Genomic DNA, 23796 nt, shown 5'->3' on the forward strand with positions numbered 1-23796 from the left:
CATCCTATTTAAAAGATTAAATTCCTTTTTTGCTAGAATCAGGGCATAATCCTCTTTCTTCTAAAATTTCATAAATAGTTTTTGATGTAGTATCTTCTATAGAATATCCTAAATCTTTTAAAATTTCATTAAGTTTTTCAAGAGAAGTAGTTTCTATTTCTACATAAGGAAAGGGGCAAAAAGAAGGGTCGTTAATATCTATTTCAATTAAAGAGTTTTTATAACTATAACTTTCTCTATATTTTTTTATACTTTGAAAAAGCTCTAAGCCTAAAGAAGTAAAAATGTTTTTTCCAATTTCACCGTTTTCTATAATAGTTTCATTTTCTTCCATAACCTTAAATTCTTCTTGGCTTATCATTTTCTTTGTAGTTATAAAGTAAATAGTTTTATTATTTATAAGGTCTTCAACAGTTCTTATTCTAGCGTATCCTTTTTTGTTTAATAATTTTCTATCTGGAAAGTCAAAAATATCATTTATTTGATTTTCCCTTTTAACATTTTTAGCGCCTAGTTTTACTAGAGTATTTCTTAAATTTTCTACATCTATATCCATAATTCTAGTTTCTAATTCTTTCATAATAATTACCTCCAAAATTTTTATATTACTATTATAAACAAAATATAAGAGAGTGAAAAGAATATTAAAAGTTAAAGCTTTTTAAAATAAAAAAAGAGATTAGAAAAATCTAATCTCTCTTATTTGTAAATTATTAAGCTCTGTTTACTGAACCGAATAATTCCATTTTTTCTTTAACTGTAGCTTTTATAGCTTCAAATCCAGGATTTAATAATTTTCTTGGGTCAAATCCTTTTCCTTCTAAATCTTTTCCAGCTTCTATATATTTACGAGTAGCTGCAGCAAATGATAATTGACATTCAGTATTAACATTTATTTTTGATACTCCTAAAGAAATAGCTTCTGCTATCATATCTGAAGGAATTCCAGTACCACCGTGTAATACTAAAGGCATATCTCCAGTAGCAGCTTTAATGTTAGCTAAAGCTTCAAAGTTTAATCCAGCCCAGTTTGCAGGGTATTTTCCATGGATGTTTCCTATACCAGCTGCTAACATAGTAACACCTAAATCAGCTATTTGCTTACATTCAGCAGGGTCTGCGATTTCTCCAGCACCAACAACTCCATCTTCTTCTCCACCAATTGATCCAACTTCTGCTTCAACAGATATGTTTTTAGCAGCTGCTAAATCTATGATTTCTTTAGTTTTTACTATGTTTTCATCAATTGAGTAGTGTGATCCATCAAACATTACTGATGAGAATCCAGCAGCCATAGCATCTATAGCTCCTTGGTAACTACCGTGATCTAAGTGAAGAGCTACAGGAACAGTTATTTTTAATTCTTCCATCATTCCATTAACCATTCCAACTATTGTTTTAAAACCACACATATATTTAGCAGCACCTTCTGATACTCCTAATATAACTGGTGAGTTATTTTCTTGAGCTGTTAATAATATAGCTTTTGTCCATTCTAAGTTATTTATGTTGAATTGACCAACAGCATATTTTCCTTCTCTTGCTTTATTTAACATTTCTTTTGCGTTAACTAATGCCATTTTGTTTACCACCTTTCAAAATCTGTCATTAACTTTTTGTATAGGGACAAAAAAAGTCCATGCGGGACTTGCCCCTTTCAAATAATATTATAAACTAAAATCATTATAAATTCCACAATAAAATATATTTTTTAAATTGGAATTTAAAATATTACCTATGTTAACCTTTTGAATATCTTTTATATGCTTTGTATAGATTTTTATTACATGGATTGAAGATAGACTACTTGAAACATCCTCTGCCTTTATATATTGAGTTAAGCTTAAAATTTCCTTATTTAAGTTGTCTAGTTGTTCATGGTTTATGTAAAGAGATAAAGAGAGGTAATTATCCTCTAATATTTTACTTAAATTTAAGGACTTTTCATAGGAAGATTTAAAATCTTTTAAGCTCAAAGTATTTTCAATTTCGTTACTATACATAGTTATATTATCGCATAATTTTATTAACTTATTATTAAAAAACAATATAGATGCAAGAAGAGAAAAAAATATAACTGAAGAAATTATTGTGTTTTTCATAAAGCTATGTCCTCTTTTTTCTTAGATAAATTTTTTTGAATATAAAACTCTCCCTTAGAATCTAGCATAATAAGGAAAAGTTCTTCTTTTTTAGGATAATTAAGGGACTTTAGTTTTTTATCTAACCATGTTTCATCTTTATTTATTTCTTTTAAGGCCTTTTTATTTAATTTTCCTCTTTCAAATAAGACAATTGGCATTTTTGCTTCTTCTTTTTCTATATTTAAATCTTCTCTTTTTAAAGTATCACATACACTTTTAGGAATAATAGAAATAGTTCCATTAGTTTCTATTATTGCATATTGTATATCTTTTATATCTAAAAAACCAGCACTTCTTAATTCTTCTAAAAGGTCATTCATAGTAAGTCTTTGTTTTTTCATCATGTTTAAATCTATTTTTCCATTGCTTATAATTATTGAAGGGGTTCCATCTAAAATTCTCTCAAATAAATTACTATGTTGTTGAATTTCAGAAATTACTATTTTTACAAATAAAAGAGTAATTATAGGTACTATTCCTAAAAGGAGAGGAAGACGAGTATCTTGCATTGGCAAAGAGGCAAGGTCAGATAGCATTAAGGTAATTACAAGCTCGTAAGGTTGAAGCTCTCCTATTTGTCTTTTCCCCATAAGTCTAATACTCAAAATTACAATAAAATAAAGTATTACAGTCCTTATAAAAGTTATTAGCATAAAAAAACCTCCTGTTAAGTAGGGTAACAATTTTTATTAAGATTTATACAAAAATAAATAATTTTTTGAAAGTTTTAAGTGTATAATAACAATGAGGTTTCTTATAAGTAGAGAGGAAGGGTAGTTATGAAGAAATTTAAAGTTTTTTTAAAGGGAAAGGAATTTATAATAAATAAGGGAGATAGATATGAAAAGCTTTTAGGAAAAGATTATATAAATGAAAAGGTTCCTATAACTTTAGTAAAACAAGGAAATAGATATTATGAATTTACTGATTTAATAAATAATGAAGGACCTTTAGAGTTTATAGATATTTCTAATCCTGAGGGAAAAATAGCCTATAGTAGAACTTTGCAATTTGTTTTTATAAAAGCTACTTTAGATTTATTTAAAGAAGCTAGAATAAATATAGAACATTCTATAAGTAAAGGAACCTTTGGAGAGATTCACAAAGAAAAGGCGTTAGATAAAGAAGATGTATTAAAGATAAAAAATAGAATGATAGAATTAATTAATAAAAATATTGTAATAGAAAAGATAAAGATGCCTAAAAAAGAGGCTATTGATATATTTAAGTCTTATAAAATGAAAGATAAGGTTGATTTGTTAAATTGGGTTAAGGAAGAGTATGTGAATTTATATAAATTAGAGGATAGATATGATTATTTTTATGGAGATATGGCCTATTCAACTGGTGTTTTAAAGTATTTTGATTTATTATATCATAATCCTGGATTTATACTTATGGTTCCAAGTTATAAAAATCCAACCATAGTTCCAAAGTTTAAGGAACAAAAGAAGTTATTTAGTGTATTTAGAGAAAATGAAAGATGGTTAAATATTTTAGGAACACCAGATGTAGGTTCTTTAAATTATAAATTAATAGGAGAGGATAAAGAAGATATAATAAGAGTTTCAGAGGCTTTGCATGAGAAAAAGATAGCCCAAATAGCAGATATGATAAGTGAAAGAAAAGATGTTAAAATTATTTTAATTGCAGGTCCTTCTTCATCAGGGAAAACAACATTTTCAAAAAGACTTTCAATACAACTTAGAGTTAATGGATACATTCCAATTGCTATATCATTAGATGATTATTTCATAAATAGACTTCATACTCCTTTAGATGAAGAAGGAAAACCAGATTTTGAATCTATAAATGCTTTAGATTTAGATTTATTTAATAAAAATCTTTATGATATTTTAGAGGGGAAAGAGGTTGAAATACCTTCTTATAATTTTAAGCTTGGAGAAAGAGAGTGGTTAGGAAATAAAATAAAGCTTCCTACTAATGGTGTTTTAGTTATAGAAGGAATACATGGATTAAATCCAAAACTTACAGAAAAAATTAGCTTAAAAAATAAGTTTAAGATTTATATATCTGCTTTAACTCAATTAAATTTAGATAATCATAATAGAATACCGACTACAGATGTAAGAAAAATAAGACGTATAGTAAGAGATTCATTGTCAAGAGGATATGGAGCTGAACAAACTTTAGAAATGTGGAGTTCTATAAAAAGAGGAGAAGAAAAGAATATATTTGTTTATCAAGAAGAGGCTGATGTTATGTTTAACTCAACTTTAGTATATGAACTAGCAGTTTTAAAAGAGTATGCTTTAAAAGAGTTAGAAAGGGTAGATAAAAATAGTAGTGTTTATTATGAAGTTAAAAGATTAATAAATACCTTAAAGTTTTTTGTAGATGTAAAGGAAGAAAGGGTACCAGAAAATTCAATTTTGAGAGAGTTTATAGGAGGAAGTTGTTTTTATAAATATTAATATAAGTTTTTATTGAATTTTTAAGTAGTTTATTAAAAAATTAGATGTATCAAAATAGTATTTATCTATTTTGATACATCTTTTTTAGCTATTAAGTATTTTTATAAATCTTTTAAAGCCTTCTAAGCCTTCTTCATTTAGTTTAAACACACCACAATGTTCTAAAACAGCTACGAACTTATTTGATAATTCTTTATTTACAAAGTCATTTAAATCTATTGAGGATTTTAAATAATCAAACTTTTTCTTAAGTTCAAGAGCCCATGTTCTATGATAATCTTCAATATTATCTAAGGATGTTTCATCTTTTAAGTATTCTTTTATTGTTTCAAGTTCCTTTAAAAGTCTTCCAGGTAAAACAGCAAGTCCCATTACTTCTATTAAACCTATATTTTCCTTTTTAATGTGATGCACTTCACTATGAGGATGGAATATTCCAAGAGGATGCTCTTTAGAAGTTCTATTATTTCTAAGAGCTAAATCAACTACGAATTTACCCTTTTCTTTTCTTACCATAGGAGTTATTGTATTATGTCTTTCTTCATTAGAATAGGCTAATATTCCTAAAGCTTCATCAGAATAATCTCTCCATTTTTTTAATATTAAATCAGAGGCTAAAACTAAAGAATCTATATTTTCACCTCTTAATCTTATTGTAGAAATAGGCCATTTAATAGCTTCACATTCCACATCTTTAAAGGCATTTAAAGAAAAATCAAATAATTTTTTTGCATCATTCATAGGAAATCTATGATTTCCTCCTTGATAATGTTCATGAGATAAGATTGAGCCTCCAACTATAGGTAAATCAGCATTAGAACCTGCAAAATAATGAGGGAATTTATCTACAAAACTTAATAGATTTTTAAATGTAGAAATATCTATTCTCATAGGAGTATGATTTTCTGAAAGAATTATACAATGCTCATTATAATAAAGATAAGGAGAGTATTGAAGCATCCAAGTTTTATCATTTAGGTTTAATCTAATCATTCTATGATTAGCTCTATCAGGATGAGTTACTGTTCCTTCATAGCCTTCATTTTCAATACATAATAAACATTTTGGATAATTACTTTTAACAGAATTTCTTGCTAAAGCTATTTCTTTTGGATCTTTTTCAGGTTTTGATAAGTTTATTGTAATGTCCATAACTCCGTATTTAGATGGTGCTTTAAAACTTATATTTTTAGCTATTCTATCAGTTCTTATATAATTTGAACTTTTGCTTAAAGAATAAAAATAATCTGTACTTTCTTTAGGTGAAATATGGTATTTTTTATAAAATTCCTTATTTATTATAGAAGGAGTTGGTAAGAATATATTCATCATATCACTAGAGAATATATCTTTTGCATATAAAGCATCTTCTATAATTTTCTTTTCTATAGCAATATTTATTAGTTCATTTAAAGTTTCGTGAAGAGTAAGATTAAGTTTTTCTTCACATGGAGTATATGAATTTTCATTAAATAGACTAAGAAGTCTATTTCTAACATATATATTATCCATATTTTCTATAAGATTATTTTCTATTGATATTTCTATTAATCTATCTATTAAAGCATTTAAATTATACATTGGAAAATCCTCCTTAATTAAATTGAAGAGAGCGTATCAAAATATATTTTTATAAGCTTAAAATATATTTAATTTACTGCATTTTAGTAAAATTTTTATAATATGTTTAAGGGATTTAATTTAGCTTATAATGATTATTTATATATTTTAAAATATTTTAAGCTTAATATATTTTGATACAGCTAAAAATTATATTAAAGCTTAGTAGGACCATTACCTATAGATGCTACATAGAAAGAAGCATCATAGCCTATAGCATCTTTATATGATTGTCCAACATTTTTTATAAATTCATCTACATTATTATTGTTAACTATTGCTATAGCACAACCACCAAAACCAGCACCAGTCATACGAGCACCTAAAACACCAGGTTGTTTCCAAGCATTTTCTACTAAGGTATCTAATTCTTTACCTGTAACTTCATAGTCATCTCTAAGAGATATATGAGATTGGTTCATAAGTTTTCCAAAAAGCTCAAGGTTATTTTCTTTTAAAGCTTTTACAGCTTCTTTTACTCTTTCATTTTCTGAAATAGCATGATAACATCTACGAGCTTTAATAGGGTCATTTATTTTATCTTTATACTTTTCAAATTCATCTAAATCTAATTCACAAAGAGAAGAAATATCTACATATTTTTTTAATATTTCTAAGGAATCATCACATTCTTTTCTTCTTTCATTGTACTTAGAATCTGCAAGTTCACGTCTTTTATTAGTATTCATTATTATTATTGAGTTATCTCCTAAGTTTAAAGGAACATATTCATAGTATAAGCTATTACAATCTAATAAAATTGCCTTATCTTTTTCTCCTAAAGAAATTGCAAATTGGTCCATTATACCACTATTTACACCTATATAAGTGTTTTCTACTTCCTTACCTATAAGTGCTGCATCTACTTTTGAAATGTTAAGTGAGAAGAAAGTATCTAATATTTTTACAATTAACATTTCTAAAGAAGCTGAAGAAGAAAGACCGGCACCATTTGGAAGATTACCGTATATAAGCAAATCTAATCCTTTATCTATTTTATATCCTTTTTCTAAAAGAACTTTTAATACTCCTTTTAAGTAGTTTGTCCAATTATCTTCTTTTTTGTATGATAAATCCTCTAAAGAAAATTCTATTACTCCAAGAGATTCAAAGTTAAGAGAGTAAGCTCTAAAAATTTTATCTTCTCTTAAACTTGCAGCAGCAAAAGTTCCAAGAGTTATTGGACAAGGAAAAACAAAGCCTCCATTATAATCAATATGTTCTCCTATAAGATTTATTCTTCCTGGTGAGAAAAATAAAGCTTCAGGTTGTTCTCCAAATTTATTTATAAAATCTAATTTAAGTTTATTTAATTCCATTTTATACCTCCGAAATAGAAAATCTGTAATTTAATTATACGATTACAGAAGGTAAAAATCAAATGTTTTACTAAAAATTTTACTAACTTTTTGTTAATTTATTTTAAAATATATACTTATTATTATCATTGTCTAAAATAGGCGCTTTAAAAGGTTAAACTTGTTGAAAAATACAATTTAACTTGTTAGAATTTACTTATAAATATGAGAGGAGAGTGAATAATTTGATTAAAGAAAGTAAAATTAATGATAAAATAAGTAAAATACTTTTAGAAAATGAAAAGATATCTTTAGAATTATTAAATGTAGGGGCAACTTTAGAAAGACTATGTGTACAGGATAAAAGAGGAGTTAAGGAGAATATAGTTCTTACTTATAAAGAGGAAGAAAATTATATAAATAATCCATCAAGTTTAGGTGCTATAGTTGGTAGGGTTGCAGGAAGAATAGGAGGAGCTTCTTTTAAGTTAAATGAAGTAACTTATAATTTAGACAAAAATAATAATGGTAACTGTCTTCATGGAGGAGAACATAGTTTTAATAAAAAAATATGGGATTATTCTTATAAAGAAGAAGGAGATAAGTTAATAGCTACCTTTACTTATTTTAGTAAGGATGGAGAAGGTGGTTTTCCTGGAAACTTAAAAACTACAGTAAATTATATTTTACAAGGGGAAAAGCTTTCTGTAGAATATGAAGCGATTTCAGATAAGGATACGATTGTAAACTTAACTAATCATTCTTATTTTAATTTATCAGGAAATAGTAAAAGAACTGTATTAGATGAAAAACTTTTTATAGATGCAGATAAAATTTGTGAATTAGATGAATATTTAATTCCTACGGGGAACTTATTACCTGTGGAAAAAACACCTTTTGACTTTAGAGAGGTTAAAAAAATTGGAGAGGATATAGATAAAGAGGATGTTCAATTAAAAATAGGTTCAGGCTATGACCATCCTTGGGTTTTAAATAAAAAATCAGATTATGATGCTATGCTTATAGATGAAGTTTCAGGCAGAGTTATGAAGGTTAAAACAGACCAAAAAGCCGTGGTTTGTTATTCAATGAATTTTCCTGATGAATTACCTTTAGATAAAGGAGAGGTTGCTAAAAAGCATGATGGTATATGCTTTGAAACACAATCTTTACCAATAGGATATGATGATTGCTTTTTAGATTATATAGTTTTAAAAGCAGGAAATAAATATACTCAAAATACATCCTTTGAATTTAGTATATTATAAAATAAAATGTATGGAAGAATATTCTTCCATACATTTTTTGTTAATTTTTTTTCATATATTTTCTCATATCAAGAGCTACAGCTAATACTATAATTAAGCCTTTTATAACAAATTGTAAATAAGGACTTACTCCTATGAAAGCTAAGCCATAGTTTATAACTTGGAATATTAAAACTCCAGTTACGATTCCTGGAACTGTTCCAACACCACCAGCAGTTGATACACCACCAACAACACAAGAAGCTATAGCATCTAATTCATACATTTCACCAGTACTAGCAGTAGCACTACCAACACGACCTGCTTCTAAGGTTCCTGCAAAACCATAAAGAACTCCAGCTAACATATAAACTAGTAAAAGTGTTTTCATTACATTAACTCCAGAAACTACAGCAGCTTCTCTATTACCACCTATAGCATAAAGGTTTTTACCAAATTTTGTTTTGTTCCATAAAGTCCAAATTACAGCAATTACAATAAGTGCATATATAACTAAATAAGGAATTTTTATATTGCCATAAATAGGAATAGAGCCAAGAGTAAAATTGCTAAAAGATTGACTAAGTCCACCAATTGGCATAGCACCATAAGGAGGTCTATCAAAATATATTGAGTTAATACCATATATTCCTGTCATCATTCCTAAAGTAGCTATGAAAGGAGGCACATTAAATTTAGAAACAACTAATCCATTTATAAGACCAACAACTCCACAAACAATCATTGCTATTAAAATAGGAAGAAATATAGGAAGTTCAGGTAAATTAGGATACATTTTATAGGCATAATCACCAGCTTGTAGTAAAGAAGCTGATACTACAGCGGAAAGACCTACTGTTCTACCTGCTGAAAGGTCTGTACCTGCTGTTAAAAGGATACCACCAACTCCAAGAGCTATTATTATACGAGATGAAGATTGGCTTAATATATTAATAAAGTTTTTTATTGATAAAAAATCTGGTGAAATAATACAAATTCCTATTAATAAAACAAGTAAGACAATATATATAGCATTATTCATAAGCCATTGTGTATTAAAATTAAACTTTTTCTTTGATTTGATTTCCATTTATAACTCCTCCTGATACTGATAGATATTTTGCAGATAGATGCATAATTTCTTCTTGAGTTGTTTCATTTGCATCAACTATGCCAGAAACCATTCCATTACTCATAACTAGTATTCTGTCACAGACACCTAAAAGTTCAGGCATTTCAGAAGAAACCATAATTATGCCTTTATCTTCCTTTGCAAGTTCATTTATAAGTTGATATATTTCAAATTTAGCACCAACATCTATACCTCTAGTAGGTTCATCTAAAAGGAGAATTTCAGGCTTTCTAAGAAGCCATTTTCCAATTACTATCTTTTGTTGATTTCCACCAGATAGACTACCTATTAATGTTTTTTGACTTGGGGTTTTTACTTTCATTGAATCTATAACCCATTTTGTATCTTTAGAAATTCTGTTATTTGATAAAAGTCCTGAAGGGGTTTTATAATTATCTATATTAGCTATTATAGAGTTAAAATCTATTGGCAGATTCCCAAAGATTCCAGTTTGACGTCTTTCTTCAGTAACAAGAGCAAAACCATTTTTCATAGCTTTAAAAGGTCTACTATTATCTACTTTTTTTCCATGAAGTAAAATTTCACCTTTTTCTTTCTCCCTAAGACCAAAAAGAGTTTCTAATGTTTCAGTTCTTTTAGCACCAACTAGTCCTGCAATTCCTAAAATTTCACCTTTTCTAAGTTCAAAAGAAACATCTTTTAGTTCATGTTTTTTATCACTAAGATTTTTTACTTCCAGGATTGTTTCTTTAGGAGTATGATCCTTTTTAGGAAATCTATCAGTAAGTTCTCTTCCCACCATAAGTTTTATTATTAAATCCATAGTAAGTTCAGAGGATTTTTCAGTAGCAATCCATTTACCATCTCTCATTATGGTAACTTCATCTGAAATTTCTAATATTTCCTCCATTTTGTGAGAAATATAAATTATACTAATACCTTGTTTTTTAAGTTTATTTATTATTCTAAAAAGATGATTTACTTCTTTTTCAGTTAAAGAAGAAGTAGGCTCGTCCATTACTATTATTTTAGAATTATATGAAACAGCCTTAGCTATTTCAACCATTTGCATTTGGGAAACAGATAAATTAGAGACTTTATCCTTAGGATTTACATTTATATCTAAGTCCTTAAATATTTTTTCTGTTTCTTCATACATTTTCTTTTCATCTATAAAAAATCCCTTTTTAGGATATCTACCAAGCCAAAGATTATCCATTACATTTCTTTCTCTAACTTGATTTAATTCTTGGTGAACCATAGATACTCCATTATCTAAGGCGTGTTTTGAGTTTTTAAATTGTACCTTTTGGCCAGAAATAAAAATTTCTCCTGAATTTGGGTGATATATTCCAAATAAGCACTTCATTAAGGTGGATTTACCAGCACCATTTTCTCCCATCAAAGCATGAACAGAGCCTGATTTTACTTTTAAAGTTACATTATCTAAGGCTTTTACTCCAGGAAATTCTTTAGAGATATTTCGCATTTCTAAAAGGTTTGAAGAGTTTTTCATCTTTTTTACCTCCTGCTTTATTAAGAGGGATATATCAAATATTTGATATATCCCATTTAAATTTTGATTATTTATATGAATCTTCAGCGATAGTTATATTATCTTTATTTATACCTACATAAGGAACACGAATTGATTTTTTATCATCAAGTTTCCATTCAGTTCCATCAGTTATTTCTTTACCATTTACTAAATTCATACAAGATTCTACTAAGGCCTTAGCTTGATTTTTAGCATCATTTAGTACTGTACCTGCCATTTTTCCAGATTTAATTTTATCTAGTGCTTCAGGGATTGCATCTACACCATATACAGGAACATATTTTTCAGGAGTTCCATCTAAATATCCTGCTTTTTCAAGGGAAGATATAGCTCCAAGAGCCATGCCATCATTATTACAAATAACCATTTCTATATTATCTCCATTTTTAGCAATCCAAGCATCCATTTTTTCAGTTGCCTTTGTTGAATCCCACATAGCAGCATCCATAGCTAATTCTTCAGTTTCTATTCCTGCCTTATTTAATGTTTCAATAGAATATTTAGTACGTGCTTCTGCGTCAGGATGTCCTGGTTCTCCTTTAAGCATTACATATTGAATTTTTCCATCTCCATTTTTATCCCAGTTAGGATTAGCTTTCCAACCTTCAGCCATTACTTCACCTTGTATTACTCCAGATTCCTCAGAAGTAGTTCCTACATACCAAGCATTATCATAGCTTTGCATAGCTGCTTCATCAGGTTCTTTATTAAAGAATACAACAGGTAGATTTTCTGCCTTAGCTTTATCTATAACTGTAGGTGCAGATTTAGGGTCTACTAAGTTTATTGCAAGAATGTTAACACCTTTAGCAATCATAGTATCTATTTGTTCTATTTGTCTAGATTGATTATTTTGAGAATCATTCATAAGTAATTCTGCTTGTCCTTCAGAAAGTTTTTCTATATTTCTACGTTGGTAAGACATAAAGTTGTCTTCAAAGCTATAAATTGTTGCTCCTATTTTAGGTAAATCGTTTTCCTTTTGAGCTTCAGTAGATGATTCATTAGTATTAGAAGGAGCGCCACCTCCACAGCCGATTAATGTTCCCATAGTTAAAGCTGAAATTAAAATAAGTGCTAACCCTTTCTTTTTCATAATATATCCTCCCTTATTTTACTAGAAAATTTGATGTAATTTTAAGTAAATTATAACATATTATGGAAATTAAACAAGAGAAATTTGTTAAAAAAAATTAAATAAAGTATTATTTTATATTTGTTCAGTTAAAATTTATATATTATACAAATAAAATGTTAGAACATTTTAGTAAAAAAATATATAATATAAACTAGGAAAAGTAAGGAGTGATTATGTGGCTACTATTAAAGATATTGCAAAAAGTGCTGGTGTTTCCATAGCTACTGTATCTAGAGTTTTAAATTTAGATGAAACTCTTAACGTATCTGAAGAAACTAGAAAAAAGGTAATGGAAATAGCAGAAGAATTAAATTATATACCTGTAAAAGAGAGAAGAAGTAAGATGAAAAATTATACTATAGGTATAGTTTATTGGTATACAGAAATACAGGAATTAAATGACCCATATTTTCTTTCAATTAGAATGGCTGTGGAAAAGAAATGTAATGAAGAAAAAATTAAATTTAAACCTATAGATTTTCAAAAGATTATAAATGAAGGAACTAAAGAATATAGAGAGTTAGATGGAATATTAGCAATTGGTATATTTAATGAGGAAGAAATAAACATAATGGAGAAATTATCTAAAAACATAATTTTTGTAGATTCTTCTCCTGATGAATGGAAATACGATTCTGTAGTTGTAGATTTTAAGTATGGAGTAAAGCTTTCTTTAGATTATTTAACATCTTTAGGTCATAAAGATATTGGATATTTAGGAGGAGAGTCTGTTACTCATAATGGAAGTGAACCTATTAAGAAGGTTAATTATAGAGAAAAAACTTTTAAAGAATATATGGAGAAAATAGGCAATTACAGAGAGGAATGGGTTTTAAAAGGAAAATTTTTACCAGAACATGGATATGAACTTATGAAAAAAATATTAAAAGAAAAAAATCTTCCTACAGCATTTTTTATAGCTAGTGATCCTATGGCTATAGGAGCTTATAAAGCAATATTTGAAAAAGGGTTAAGAATACCTGAAGATATAAGTATATTAGGTTTTGATGATATATGTACTGCTAAATTTTTAACTCCTTCTTTGACAACTGTAAAAGTTTTTACGGAGCATATGGGGAATATTGCTGTTGATACTCTTTTAGAAAGAATGAGAACAGGACGGGAAATATCAAAAAAAATAGTTTTACCTGTTAAGTTAATAAAAAGAGAAAGTTGTAGAGAAATATAGTTTAATACCATAAAAGAGACTAAAAGTTTTACTAAAGTCTCTTTTATTTGTCCCTAATTGAATAGAGCTTTGATTTTTTCTATATTCTTTATGCAGGCTTTATAACCACATAAATAAGCTTCTTCTAATTTATTTATGTCCTTTTCAAAACTTTCAATAGCTTCCTTTTCTTCTGGTCTTATTATAATAGCTTTTCCTTGCTTTTCTAATTCTTCACAAAATCTTACTGTTTCATTATATTTTATATGTCTTGTTAAAAAAGAATCCTTTAATTTAGGATATTTAGAGCCTACTATTTTAGAAGCTAATTTATTACTTTTTTTTAAGGTCTTTCTATAGCTTTTTGGTCTAGTAAGTATTATTAAGTGCTTTTCATTTCCATCTTCTATAGCTTTTTTTATTGGGATAGGGTCTAATAAGCCACCATCATAATATTCATTTCCATTTATTTTTATAGGCGGAAATAAAAGTGGAATAGCGCAGGTTGCTCTTAAAGCCATATATTTATCATCTTTAATTTTTCCATTTAAATATTCAGTTTTACCTGTATTTGCATTAGTAACTCCAACTAAAATCTCTCCTTTGTAATTTAAAAGATTATCAAAGTTGTAAGGATAAAGATTATTTGCTAATTCATCAAATACAAAATCTAGTCCAAAAATACTTCTACATTTGAAAATGTTATTTAAACCTAAATATCTTTTATCATTTCTATATTTTTTTAATATTTCAATATTTCTTCCCCTTTGATTAGAAAAGTATGAAAAACCATTAGTTATTCCAGCAGAAACTCCAATACAGTAGGGAAAGGTTATATTATTATCAAGAAGTGCATCCATAACTCCAGCACTAAAAATTGGGCGAAAAGTTCCTCCTTCTAAAATTAAGCTAACCATATAATTTCCTCCTAAAGTTTATCATATATTAAAATTATAGTACTTATATAAAATAAATTCAAAAGGAGTTATTGATAAATAATTGAATATATGATATTATTTGGAATATAATTTTATAAATTTGCTAGGGGAGCTAGTTTTATATCTAGCTGAGAGTAGAAATTAAATTTCTTGACCCTTTAACCTGATATAGATAATTCTAGCGTAGGGAAGCCTAAGGTATTAGTGTATTTAATTTTAGCATATATAAGCTTATGGCTTATATATGCTTTTTTTATTGAAAGGAGATAATATGTATAAATTATATAATGCATTAACAATTGCAGGGTCAGATAGTTCAGGAGGAGCAGGTATACAAGGTGATATAAAGACATTTTCTGCAAATGGAGTTTATGCAATGAGTGTAATAACTTCAATAACGGCTCAAAATACTATGGGAGTTTTTGAGGTTATGGATATTAATCCTAGTATTATAAAAAGACAAATAGAAGTTATTTTTGAAGATATAAATGTTGATGCTATAAAAATAGGGATGGTTTATAAAAAAGAGTCGATTAAGGCAATAAATAAAGCCTTAAAAGAAATAAGAAATTTACCTAAAATAATTTTAGATCCTGTTATGATATCAAAAAATGGATTTAAGCTTTTAGAAGAGGAGGCTAAAAGTATTTTAATAAAAAATTTAATACCTATATCAACTTTAATAACTCCAAATATACCAGAGGCTGAAGAAATTTTAGGGATAAAAATATCTAATTTAGAAGATATGAAAAGAGCAGCTTATCTTATTAAAAAATTAGGAGTAGAAAATGTTTTAATTAAGGGAGGGCATTTAAAGGGAGAAGCTACAGATGTTTTATATGATGGAAAGGAATTTACTTTTTTTAGAGAAAAAAGGATAATTACAAAAAATACTCATGGAACAGGTTGTACTTTATCATCAGCTATTACGGCTAATTTAGCTAAGGGAATAGACCTTTATAATTCAATAAAACTTGGAAAAATTTATGTTACAGAATCAATAAAAAATAGCTTAGAACTTGGAAGAGGAATAGGTCCTTTGCATCATTTTCACAAATTTTATTAAAGTTTAAGAGATTTAAATAGGGGGATTTAAATTGAGATTTAAAGAAAAAAAGTTATACTTAGTAACTGATTATAACCTTACATTTAAAGAGCTTTTAGAAAAAACAAGAGAGGCTTTAAAAGGAGGAGTTTCAATTGTTCAGTATAGAGCAAAAAATAAAAATACTAAAGAAATGTGTAGAGAGGCTTTAGAATTAAAAAGGCTTTGTGAAGAATTTAAGGCATTATTTTTAATAAATGATAGAATTGATATTGCTTTAGCTATAAATGCTAAGGGGGTTCATATTGGGCAAGATGATATGGATATTTTATTAGCTAGAAAAATATTACCTAAAGATTCAATTATAGGAGTTACAGTACACAATAAAGAGGAGGCTTTAAAAGCTATTAAGGGTGGAGCAGATAATTTAGGGGTTGGAGCATTATTTAAAAGTAGTAGTAAAGAGAATATAACTTTAATAAATTTAAAAATCTTAAAAGAAATAAGAGCGGTTTCTCCTATTCCTATTTATGGCATAGGCGGGATAGATACTCATAAATTAAGCAAGGAAATTTTGGAAAATGTAGATGGTGTTGCTGTTATATCTTCTTTATTAAAGAGTGATAATATAGGAAATAAAAGTAGAGAATTTTTAAATATAATGAATAATTTAGAATATTAAATATAAAAGATGAAATAATTAAAAGAGATTCTTAAGTTTTAGAATCTCTTTTTATTTAAATTTTATTTATAGTATAATATTTATAATTTAAATTCTTTTATATAAAATATTTAAATTATAAAACTTAAAAGTTAGGAGAGGGATATGGTAAGAGAGAAATTTAAGGTTTTAAATAATATTTTTGGATATAGAAACTTTAGAAAAGGGCAAGAAGAGGTAATTGATAAAATTTTAGGTGGAAATGATGTTTTTTGCATAATGCCAACAGGGGGAGGAAAGTCCCTATGTTATGAAATACCAGCTTATATTTTTAAAGGGACAACTCTTGTGATTTCTCCTTTGATATCGCTTATGAAAGATCAGGTTGATAATTTAAATTCTTTAGGAATAAAGGCAGACTATATAAGTGGAGGAGTAGAATTTTCAAGTGTAAAAGATATAATTTCAAAGTTTATAAAAGGAGATATAAAGCTTCTTTATGTTTCTCCTGAGAGATTAGAAAATAAATATTTTTTAGATAATATAAATAAGGCAAATATTGAACAAGTAGTAGTTGATGAGGCACATTGTGTATCAATTTGGGGACATGATTTTAGAAAAAGCTACGGAAAAATAAGACCTTTTATTGATAAATTTAAAAAAAGACCGATTATTACAGCTTTTACTGCTACTGCAACAGAATTAGTTATGAAAGATTCAATAGCTCTTTTAGGTCTTAAAAATCCTTTTATTTATAAAGGAAGTTTTAGTAGGGATAATCTAGAAATAAACGTATTAAAAGAAGTTGATAAATTAGAAGTAATAAGTGAAATTATAAGTGAATATTCAGAGGAATCTGGAATAATCTATTGTTCTACTAAAAGTGAAGTTGAAGAACTTTATAAGTGTTTAGAATATAGAGGGAAAAGTGTAGGAAAGTATCATGGTGCTTTAAAAGAGGAGGAAAAGAATTATTATCAAGAGGAATTTTTAAAAGATAATATAAATGTAATGATAGCTACAAATGCTTTTGGTATGGGAATTAATAAGCCAGATGTTAAGTTTATAATACATGCTACTTTTCCTAAGAGTATAGAAAATTATTATCAAGAGATAGGAAGAGCTGGAAGAGATGGCAGAGCTTCTAAATGTTATCTTCTTTATTCTGAAAAGGACATAAGAATAATGGATTATTTAATAAGTTCTACTACAGAAATTTCAAGAAGAAATATAGAGTTTAAAAAGCTTGAAAAAATTATAGAGTTTTGTAATTATGATAAATGTTTAAGAAAGTATATTTTGGATTATTTTGAAGAAGAAAATTCTATAAAGTATTGTAACAATTGTACTAATTGTTTAAAAAGTAATGATTTAGTTGATATGACTTTAGAAGCACAGAAAATATTATCTTGCATATATAGAACAAAGGAATCTTTTGGTGAGAGTGTTTTAATAGATATTTTAAGAGGGATACATGGACAAAAAATTGAAAAATATAAGTTATACGAGTTATCTACCTTTGGAATTATGAAAGAGTATACAAGTAAATACATAAAAGATATAATTAATGAACTTTTAGCTATTAAAGCCTTAGAAAGAAGAAAAGGAACATATTCTATGGTTAAATTAAACAGAAAATCAATAGCTATATTAAAAGGAGAAGAAAAGGTAGTCTTAAATGTAAACAAAAAAGAAGAGGAGATTTGCAATGATTTAGAACTTTTTAAGAGATTTCGCATTTTAAGAAAGGATATATCAAGAAAAGAAGGTATAAAACCTTATATAGTTTTTACAGATTCTATGATTATGGAAATAATAAATAAAAATCCTAAAAGTAAAGAGGAGTTAAGGGATATAAGAGGTCTTGGAGAACAAAAGATAATAAAATATGGTGCATTTATTCTTACAACTTTAAGAGATTATGATAGATATAAAAAAAGGAGTTAGGTTTTTACTAGCTTCTTTTTTATTTAAAAGAATATTTTGTCATAGAACATAACATAAAGAGAATATATTTAAGATAAAGGAGGGATTATAATGGATTTTAAGGAGCTTATAAAAGTTGATAGGGAAAAACATAATAAGCAAAGGTTTAAAGGAACCTTTCTTGATTATTTAGATATTATAAAAAATGATAAAGATATTATAAAACTTTCTCATAAAAGAATTTATGACCTTATTTTAGAAAAAGGCTTTGAAATATTGAAACCAGAAGAAAATATAAAAATAAGAAGACTCTATGGAAATGATAAGATAAAAAAATATAATTTTTTTAAGGAAAATTTTTATGGAATAGATAAAGTTATTATGAAAGTAATGGACTACCTTTATTCAGCATCAATGAATGGAGAAGAAGCAAGACAAGTTTTATACTTAGTAGGACCTGTAGGAGCAGGTAAGTCATCTTTAGTAGATTCTATAAAAAAGCTTTTAGAGCTTTCAAAAGAAATATATGTTTTAGAGGGATGTCCTATGAATGAGGAGCCTCTTCACCTAATACCAAGGCATTTAAGAGAAGAATTTAGCAAGATTTTAGGAGTTAAAATAGAAGGTGATTTATGTCCTGTCTGCAAGGAAAGATTATTAAGAGAATTTTCCGGTGAATATGAAAGATTTCCAGTAACAACTAAAAATTTTTCTGTAAGGTCTAGAAAGGGAATTGGGGTTGTACCTCCAGTAGACCCTAATAATCAAGACACCTCAATTTTAACAGGGTCTATTGATATTTCTAAAATGGATATTTATTCAGAGGAAGACCCAAGAATTTTTTCTTTAAATGGAGCTTTTAATGTAGGAAATAGAGGGTTGGTTGAATTTATTGAAATATTTAAAAATGATATTGAGTATTTACACACAATAATAACAGCTACTCAAGAAAAGTTAATACCTTCTCCAGGAAAGGGAGCTATGATATATTTTGATGGGCTTATAATAGCTCATTCAAATGAAGCGGAATGGAATAGATTTAAAGCAGACCATACAAATGAAGCTATTTTAGATAGAATAGTTAAAATAGAAGTTCCTTATTGCTTAGAACTTGATGAGGAAATTAAAATTTATGAAAAAATATTAAAAAAATCAAATTTTAAGGCCCATATAGCTCCTCACACCATGGAAATTGCAGCTATATTTGCTATATTAACAAGATTAATACCTTCTAGTAAGGTTGATTTAATGACAAAGTTAAAGCTTTATAATGGCTCTGAAGTTTTAGAAAATGGAAGTATAAATAGAGTGGATATTTCAGAACTTAAGGAAGAATATGAAAATGAAGAAGGTATGAAGGGGATTTCAACAAGATTTATAATAAAAGCTATAGATAATTCTTTATGTAATGCAGAACATAATTGTATAAATCCATTAAGTCTTATGGATAGTTTGATAAAAGCTATTAAGGATATGGATGTTTATATAGAAGAAAAGAAAAAGTATTTAGGATATATTAAGGACATTGTTAGAAAGGAATATAATATAATTCTTCAAGATGAAATAACAAAGGCTTTTATTCATTCTTTTAAGGAACAAGCTGAATGTTTATTTAATAATTATATAGATAATGCAGAGGCCTATGTAAATAAAACAAAGATTAAAGATTTTACAACAAAAGAAGACTTAGAGGTAGATGAAGACTTTATGAGAAGTATTGAGGAACAGATAGGCATATCAGAGGCTTCTTGTAAGGGATTTAGAAAGGATGTAACATCTTACATGTTTTATATGGTTAGAAATGGAGGGAAAATAGATTATAGTTCTTATGAACCTTTAAAAGAGGCTATTGAAAAGAAACTTACTTCTTCTGTTAAGGACTTATCTAGAATAGTAACAAAATCTAGAATAAGAGATAAAGGACAGGAGGAAGAATATAATTTAATGGTAAAAGAACTTGAAAAAATAGGTTACTGTCCTCATTGTTGTGATGTTATATTAAAATATGCTTCAAATAATTTGTGGAAGGATTAAAATATGGCTATATTCAGAGGAATAGAAGATTATTATATAGAATATGATAGAGCCTTAGAAGATAAAAGAAGACATAAAGAATTAGTTGAAAAGCTAATTAAGGAAAATCTAGGAGATATTTTATCAAAGGAAAGTATCTTAGAGGAAAATAAAAATAAGATTTATAAAATACAGATTAAAGGAGTAAAAGAATATAAGTTTATCTTCGGAGAGGGTAATAAGGGAGTAACAACAGGAAATGGAGAAGAAAAAAGAGGAGATAGAATATCAAGTGATAAAAGAAAGGCGATTTCTGATAAAAAGGCAGGAAATGAAGAAGGGCAAGACTTTTATGAAACAGAAATTACTTTAGAAGAAATAATGGAATATATGATAGAAGATTTAAATTTACCTAATTTAGATAGAAAGAAGTATTCTGAAATAAATATAGAAAAATCAAATAAAAAAAGAGGCTATAAAAGGCATGGGATTAAATCAAGAATTTCAAAAAAGAAAAGCTCAATGTGTAAAATAGCTAGAGCTAAGGGAAGAAAAAGGATTTTAAAGGAAAAAGATAAAGATTATTTCTTAGAAAGAGTACCCTTTAGAGAGGAAGATTTAAGGTATTATAAAACAAAGAGGGCTCCTAAAAAAGAAAGTAATGCAGTTATGATATTTATAATGGATGTATCAGGTTCTATGGATAATACAAAAAAATATTTAGCAAGGTCATTTTTTTTTCTTTTATCTAGATTTATAAAAAGAAAATATAATAATTTAGAATTTGAATTTATATCCCATACAACTAAGGCTAAAAATGTTAGCGAGTATGAGTTTTTTCATAAAGGTGAATCAGGAGGGACATATATATCTTCAGGAATAAATAAGGCTATAGAGTTAATAGAGAATAAGTATGATAAAGGAAGATGGAATATCTATCCCTTTTATGCATCAGATGGGGATAATTGGAGCGAGGATAATGAAAAAGCTATGAAGTCTGTAGAAGAAATTTGTAGGATAAGTAATATTTTTGGTTATATAGAGCTTCTTCCTTCAACATATTCTACAACAATGTTTTACAGATTTAAAAAAGAAATAAAAAGTGATAAATTTGTTTCTGTTAAGATAAAGGATAAGAAAGAGTTGTGGAATTCTATAAAATATATACTATCTAAAGAGGACGGTGAATAATAAGTAGTAAGTAAAATTTAACAAGGGGCTTTAAATATGGATTATACCTTAAAGGATTTAAGATTTTTTAGTGAAAAAATAGAGGAGATAGCTAAGGAAGAAGGATTAGATTTTTATAATCAAGAATTTGAAATTATAAATTATAAAGAAATGTTAAGTTACATGGCTTATTTAGGTATGCCTTGTAGATATCCTCATTGGAGTTATGGAAAAGCTTATGAAAAAAATAAAACTTTATATTCTTTAAAGCTTATGGGACTTCCTTATGAAATAGTTATAAACTCTAATCCTTGCATAGCTTATTTAATGAAAAACAATAATTTGCTTTTGCAAATTTTAACTATGGCTCATGTATATGGACATAATGATTTTTTTAAAAATAATAGGTTGTTTAAAGAAGAAACAAAGGCTTCTACTAGCCTAGAAATGTTTAAATTAAATGAAGATATAATAAGAAAATATATAAAAGAAAAAGGCTATGAAAGGGTAGAAAAAATTTTAGATGCTGCTCATTCAATAAGGTATCAAGTAAGCAAAGAGTTTAATAAAAAAGAATATAAGTCTTTAAATAAAGAAGTTTTAAAGGAAGAAGAAAAAGAATTTAAAAGCGATGAGGTTATTTGTTTTGATGGATATGATGATATATTGAAGTTCTTAATAGATTATAGCGATTTAGAAGAATGGGAAAAAAATATTCTAGAAATAGTTAGAAGAGAAAGCCTTTATTTTAATCCTCAAATTGAAAGTAAAATAATAAATGAAGGTTGGGCAAGTTATTGGCATTATAATATTTTGAAAAAATTGAATTTAAATCAAGGAATGCATTTAGAATTTTTAAAAAGACATAATGATATAGTTTGTCCTATAGGTTATGGCATTAACCCTTATTACTTAGGATTTAAAATTTTTCAAGATATAGAAAAAAGGTATGGAAAAGAGGAGCTTTTTAAAGTTAGAACTTTAGAAAGAGATGCATCTTTTATAAGAAAGTATTTAACTAGAGAACTATGTATAGAACTTAATCTTTTTAAATATGGGAAAAGAGGTTTTGATTATATCGTAGAAGAAGTATCAGATGATTTAGGTTGGGAAGATATTAGAAATTTAATTTCAGATAGATGTGGAAAGGGAAATATTCCCTATATAAGAGTTGAGAAGGTTGATAAAAAAAATAAGATTTTATATTTAGAACATGTTTTTGATGGAAGATATTTAGAAACAAAAAATGCAAAAAAAACTTTAGAACATATAAATTTTTTATGGAGAGGAAAAGTTGTTTTAAAAAGTAAAGGAAAAGATTTTAAAGATGTAGTATTTACTTGTGATTTATAATTTTAAATTTAAAAAGTAAAGGGGAGAATTTATGGCGAAAAATGAGGTTTTTAGAGAGCATTTTAAGGAAATAAATAGTTTGAGTTCTGTTTTAAATAGTTATGCAAACACTTATAGACTTTTAGTTGGAGCTACAGGAGAGTTAAATAATATATGTAAGGTTAGGAAAAGAGATTTAGATGAAGCTTTAGATAGAGTAAATGAGATGGGTAAAATTATTGACTCAATTTTAGATGTAATTAAGGATAATGAAGAAGCTTATATTAAATACATTAAATTAAAGTCTAAATTTATAATGGAAAAAGTTTCAGAGGATAAAATTTTAACTGAAGTTCAAGAGGATGTTCTTTTCGAAAACTCTAATAGAGAATAGCAAATTAAAAAGTCTACTTATGAATTTTTCATAAGTAGACTTTTTATTAAAATTTCTTTAATTCAATATTACTAACCATTAAGTAAGAAAAGATTAATAAAATTACAATTGGGAAAATTATGTTAAAATTAATTACTAAAGATAATAAAATAAATAAAGCAACTACAGCTCCAGCTATAGTTATAGGTACTCCTCTAAAAACACCATCAAATTGTGTTGCATTATATCTAGCTAATCTAAAAGCACCACAAATTGGGAAACAAAGCAATAAAGCATATCCTATAATAATTAATATAATATGTGATCCTGAAAAATCAAGGTCAAAAAATCCGAAACGTAAGAAAGTTAGTACTGCAGGTGCAACACCAAAAGATACTAAATCTGCTAAAGAATCTAACTCTTTACCAAGGTCGCTAGAAACCTTTAAATAACGGGCAACTCTACCATCGTATCTATCTACTAAACCAGCTAAAATTATAAATATTGCAGATAGTAAATAGTTTCCTCTAAAGCTTTGTAATAATGATAATATACCAAAAGATAGGTTTATAAAAGTAAATATATTTGGTATACTACTTTTTCTCATATAATCACTCCTAATAAAAATATTAACAAT

General features: G+C 27.1%; 21 protein-coding genes and 1 riboswitch. Of the genes, 10 read left to right on the forward strand and 11 right to left on the reverse strand.

The features are described from left to right. Nucleotides 1-16 precede the first annotated feature (16 nt). The 4 genes from AC4FQV_RS04050 to AC4FQV_RS04065 form a co-directional block, all read right to left on the reverse strand. On the reverse strand, nucleotides 17-580 hold the full coding sequence (locus AC4FQV_RS04050; protein ID WP_491138653.1) for a class IV adenylate cyclase: 564 nt from the start codon (nucleotides 578-580) through the stop codon (nucleotides 17-19). 133 nt (nucleotides 581-713) lie between these two features. Continuing rightward, nucleotides 714-1580, reverse strand: a complete 867-nt coding sequence (gene fba, locus AC4FQV_RS04055) for a class II fructose-1,6-bisphosphate aldolase (protein ID WP_491138652.1) — start codon at nucleotides 1578-1580, stop codon at nucleotides 714-716. 87 nt (nucleotides 1581-1667) lie between these two features. Next, complete coding sequence (locus AC4FQV_RS04060) at nucleotides 1668-2102, reverse strand: DUF4363 family protein (RefSeq protein WP_491138650.1); 435 nt, start codon at nucleotides 2100-2102, stop codon at nucleotides 1668-1670. Beyond that, nucleotides 2099-2797: a DUF421 domain-containing protein gene (locus AC4FQV_RS04065; protein ID WP_491138649.1), complete on the reverse strand. Its 699-nt coding sequence runs from the start codon at nucleotides 2795-2797 to the stop codon at nucleotides 2099-2101. The genes AC4FQV_RS04060 and AC4FQV_RS04065 overlap by 4 nt, the downstream gene beginning before the upstream one ends. 126 nt (nucleotides 2798-2923) lie before the next feature. On the opposite strand from AC4FQV_RS04065, the gene AC4FQV_RS04070 reads away from it, so the two are divergent. Then, on the forward strand, nucleotides 2924-4579 hold the full coding sequence (locus AC4FQV_RS04070; protein ID WP_491138648.1) for a nucleoside kinase: 1656 nt from the start codon (nucleotides 2924-2926) through the stop codon (nucleotides 4577-4579). 84 nt (nucleotides 4580-4663) lie between these two features. Here AC4FQV_RS04070 and galT read toward each other — a convergent pair whose 3' ends face one another. Continuing rightward, nucleotides 4664-6160 carry a UDP-glucose--hexose-1-phosphate uridylyltransferase gene (gene galT, locus AC4FQV_RS04075; protein ID WP_491164578.1) on the reverse strand — a complete coding sequence of 499 codons (1497 nt, stop codon included), beginning with the start codon at nucleotides 6158-6160 and terminating at the stop codon, nucleotides 4664-4666. Between the two features lie 194 nt (nucleotides 6161-6354). After that, on the reverse strand, nucleotides 6355-7518 hold the full coding sequence (locus AC4FQV_RS04080; RefSeq protein ID WP_491138645.1) for a galactokinase: 1164 nt from the start codon (nucleotides 7516-7518) through the stop codon (nucleotides 6355-6357). A 215-nt stretch (nucleotides 7519-7733) separates the two neighbouring features. On the opposite strand from AC4FQV_RS04080, the gene AC4FQV_RS04085 reads away from it, so the two are divergent. After that, the gene (locus tag AC4FQV_RS04085; protein WP_491164581.1) at nucleotides 7734-8765 is read left to right on the forward strand and encodes an aldose epimerase family protein; all 1032 of its coding nucleotides are present in this window, start codon (nucleotides 7734-7736) and stop codon (nucleotides 8763-8765) included. A 40-nt stretch (nucleotides 8766-8805) separates the two neighbouring features. Here AC4FQV_RS04085 and mglC read toward each other — a convergent pair whose 3' ends face one another. The 3 genes from mglC to mglB all read right to left on the reverse strand — a co-directional run bounded on the left by mglC (nucleotide 8806) and on the right by mglB (nucleotide 12491). Then, nucleotides 8806-9834, reverse strand: a complete 1029-nt coding sequence (mglC, locus tag AC4FQV_RS04090; RefSeq protein ID WP_491138642.1) for a galactose/methyl galactoside ABC transporter permease MglC — start codon at nucleotides 9832-9834, stop codon at nucleotides 8806-8808. Next, a complete protein-coding gene (gene mglA, locus AC4FQV_RS04095) occupies nucleotides 9806-11353 on the reverse strand; it encodes a galactose/methyl galactoside ABC transporter ATP-binding protein MglA (protein WP_491138641.1) in 1548 nt (515 codons plus the stop codon). Before mglA ends, mglC begins: the two co-directional genes overlap by 29 nt. Before the next feature lie 67 nt (nucleotides 11354-11420). Next, nucleotides 11421-12491: a galactose/glucose ABC transporter substrate-binding protein MglB gene (gene mglB / locus AC4FQV_RS04100; RefSeq protein ID WP_491138640.1), complete on the reverse strand. Its 1071-nt coding sequence runs from the start codon at nucleotides 12489-12491 to the stop codon at nucleotides 11421-11423. 217 nt (nucleotides 12492-12708) lie between these two features. Between mglB and AC4FQV_RS04105 the strand changes: the two genes are divergently transcribed. Then, nucleotides 12709-13722, forward strand: a complete 1014-nt coding sequence (locus AC4FQV_RS04105) for a LacI family DNA-binding transcriptional regulator (protein ID WP_491164584.1) — start codon at nucleotides 12709-12711, stop codon at nucleotides 13720-13722. Between the two features lie 53 nt (nucleotides 13723-13775). Here AC4FQV_RS04105 and AC4FQV_RS04110 read toward each other — a convergent pair whose 3' ends face one another. Further along, nucleotides 13776-14618, reverse strand: coding sequence for a patatin-like phospholipase family protein (locus tag AC4FQV_RS04110; RefSeq protein ID WP_491138636.1), 843 nt, complete (start codon nucleotides 14616-14618; stop codon nucleotides 13776-13778). A gap of 116 nt (nucleotides 14619-14734) precedes the next feature. Further along, a riboswitch (TPP riboswitch) is annotated at nucleotides 14735-14846 on the forward strand. 64 nt (nucleotides 14847-14910) lie between these two features. Between AC4FQV_RS04110 and thiD the strand changes: the two genes are divergently transcribed. The 7 genes from thiD to AC4FQV_RS04145 all read left to right on the forward strand — a co-directional run bounded on the left by thiD (nucleotide 14911) and on the right by AC4FQV_RS04145 (nucleotide 23180). Then, nucleotides 14911-15705, forward strand: a complete 795-nt coding sequence (gene thiD, locus AC4FQV_RS04115; RefSeq protein ID WP_491138635.1) for a bifunctional hydroxymethylpyrimidine kinase/phosphomethylpyrimidine kinase — start codon at nucleotides 14911-14913, stop codon at nucleotides 15703-15705. 31 nt (nucleotides 15706-15736) lie between these two features. Then, nucleotides 15737-16366 carry a thiamine phosphate synthase gene (gene thiE / locus AC4FQV_RS04120; protein WP_491138634.1) on the forward strand — a complete coding sequence of 210 codons (630 nt, stop codon included), beginning with the start codon at nucleotides 15737-15739 and terminating at the stop codon, nucleotides 16364-16366. Nucleotides 16367-16510: 144 nt separating this feature from the next. Continuing rightward, on the forward strand, nucleotides 16511-18292 hold the full coding sequence (recQ, locus tag AC4FQV_RS04125; RefSeq protein WP_491138632.1) for a DNA helicase RecQ: 1782 nt from the start codon (nucleotides 16511-16513) through the stop codon (nucleotides 18290-18292). 90 nt (nucleotides 18293-18382) lie between these two features. After that, nucleotides 18383-20305: a serine protein kinase gene (locus AC4FQV_RS04130; RefSeq protein WP_491164586.1), complete on the forward strand. Its 1923-nt coding sequence runs from the start codon at nucleotides 18383-18385 to the stop codon at nucleotides 20303-20305. 3 nt (nucleotides 20306-20308) lie between these two features. Then, entirely contained in the window at nucleotides 20309-21475 is a 1167-nt protein-coding gene (locus tag AC4FQV_RS04135; protein WP_491164588.1) for a YeaH/YhbH family protein, read from the forward strand. 36 nt (nucleotides 21476-21511) lie between these two features. After that, nucleotides 21512-22807, forward strand: coding sequence for a SpoVR family protein (locus AC4FQV_RS04140; RefSeq protein WP_491164590.1), 1296 nt, complete (start codon nucleotides 21512-21514; stop codon nucleotides 22805-22807). A 31-nt stretch (nucleotides 22808-22838) separates the two neighbouring features. Continuing rightward, nucleotides 22839-23180 carry a hypothetical protein gene (locus AC4FQV_RS04145; protein ID WP_491138625.1) on the forward strand — a complete coding sequence of 114 codons (342 nt, stop codon included), beginning with the start codon at nucleotides 22839-22841 and terminating at the stop codon, nucleotides 23178-23180. A gap of 46 nt (nucleotides 23181-23226) precedes the next feature. On the opposite strand, the gene AC4FQV_RS04150 is transcribed toward AC4FQV_RS04145, so the two are convergent. Then, nucleotides 23227-23766: a CDP-alcohol phosphatidyltransferase family protein gene (locus tag AC4FQV_RS04150; protein WP_491138624.1), complete on the reverse strand. Its 540-nt coding sequence runs from the start codon at nucleotides 23764-23766 to the stop codon at nucleotides 23227-23229. Nucleotides 23767-23796 lie beyond the last annotated feature (30 nt).

The sequence above is a fragment of the Clostridium sp. TJA038 genome (assembly GCF_058310255.1).

Bases quoted from the DNA above. Each gene is read 5' to 3' on its own strand.
- AC4FQV_RS04050 (WP_491138653.1), bottom strand. From the start codon at position 580: ATGAAAGAATTAGAAACTAGAATTATGGATATAGATGTAGAAAATTTA.
- fba (WP_491138652.1), bottom strand. From the start codon at position 1,580: ATGGCATTAGTTAACGCAAAAGAAATGTTAAATAAAGCAAGAGAAGGA.
- AC4FQV_RS04060 (WP_491138650.1), bottom strand. From the start codon at position 2,102: ATGAAAAACACAATAATTTCTTCAGTTATATTTTTTTCTCTTCTTGCA.
- AC4FQV_RS04065 (WP_491138649.1), bottom strand. From the start codon at position 2,797: ATGCTAATAACTTTTATAAGGACTGTAATACTTTATTTTATTGTAATT.
- AC4FQV_RS04070 (WP_491138648.1), top strand. From the start codon at position 2,924: ATGAAGAAATTTAAAGTTTTTTTAAAGGGAAAGGAATTTATAATAAAT.
- galT (WP_491164578.1), bottom strand. From the start codon at position 6,160: ATGTATAATTTAAATGCTTTAATAGATAGATTAATAGAAATATCAATA.
- AC4FQV_RS04080 (WP_491138645.1), bottom strand. From the start codon at position 7,518: ATGGAATTAAATAAACTTAAATTAGATTTTATAAATAAATTTGGAGAA.
- mglC (WP_491138642.1), bottom strand. From the start codon at position 9,834: ATGGAAATCAAATCAAAGAAAAAGTTTAATTTTAATACACAATGGCTT.
- mglA (WP_491138641.1), bottom strand. From the start codon at position 11,353: ATGAAAAACTCTTCAAACCTTTTAGAAATGCGAAATATCTCTAAAGAA.
- mglB (WP_491138640.1), bottom strand. From the start codon at position 12,491: ATGAAAAAGAAAGGGTTAGCACTTATTTTAATTTCAGCTTTAACTATG.
- AC4FQV_RS04110 (WP_491138636.1), bottom strand. From the start codon at position 14,618: ATGGTTAGCTTAATTTTAGAAGGAGGAACTTTTCGCCCAATTTTTAGT.
- thiD (WP_491138635.1), top strand. From the start codon at position 14,911: ATGTATAAATTATATAATGCATTAACAATTGCAGGGTCAGATAGTTCA.
- recQ (WP_491138632.1), top strand. From the start codon at position 16,511: ATGGTAAGAGAGAAATTTAAGGTTTTAAATAATATTTTTGGATATAGA.
- AC4FQV_RS04130 (WP_491164586.1), top strand. From the start codon at position 18,383: ATGGATTTTAAGGAGCTTATAAAAGTTGATAGGGAAAAACATAATAAG.
- AC4FQV_RS04135 (WP_491164588.1), top strand. From the start codon at position 20,309: ATGGCTATATTCAGAGGAATAGAAGATTATTATATAGAATATGATAGA.
- AC4FQV_RS04140 (WP_491164590.1), top strand. From the start codon at position 21,512: ATGGATTATACCTTAAAGGATTTAAGATTTTTTAGTGAAAAAATAGAG.
- AC4FQV_RS04145 (WP_491138625.1), top strand. From the start codon at position 22,839: ATGGCGAAAAATGAGGTTTTTAGAGAGCATTTTAAGGAAATAAATAGT.
- AC4FQV_RS04150 (WP_491138624.1), bottom strand. From the start codon at position 23,766: ATGAGAAAAAGTAGTATACCAAATATATTTACTTTTATAAACCTATCT.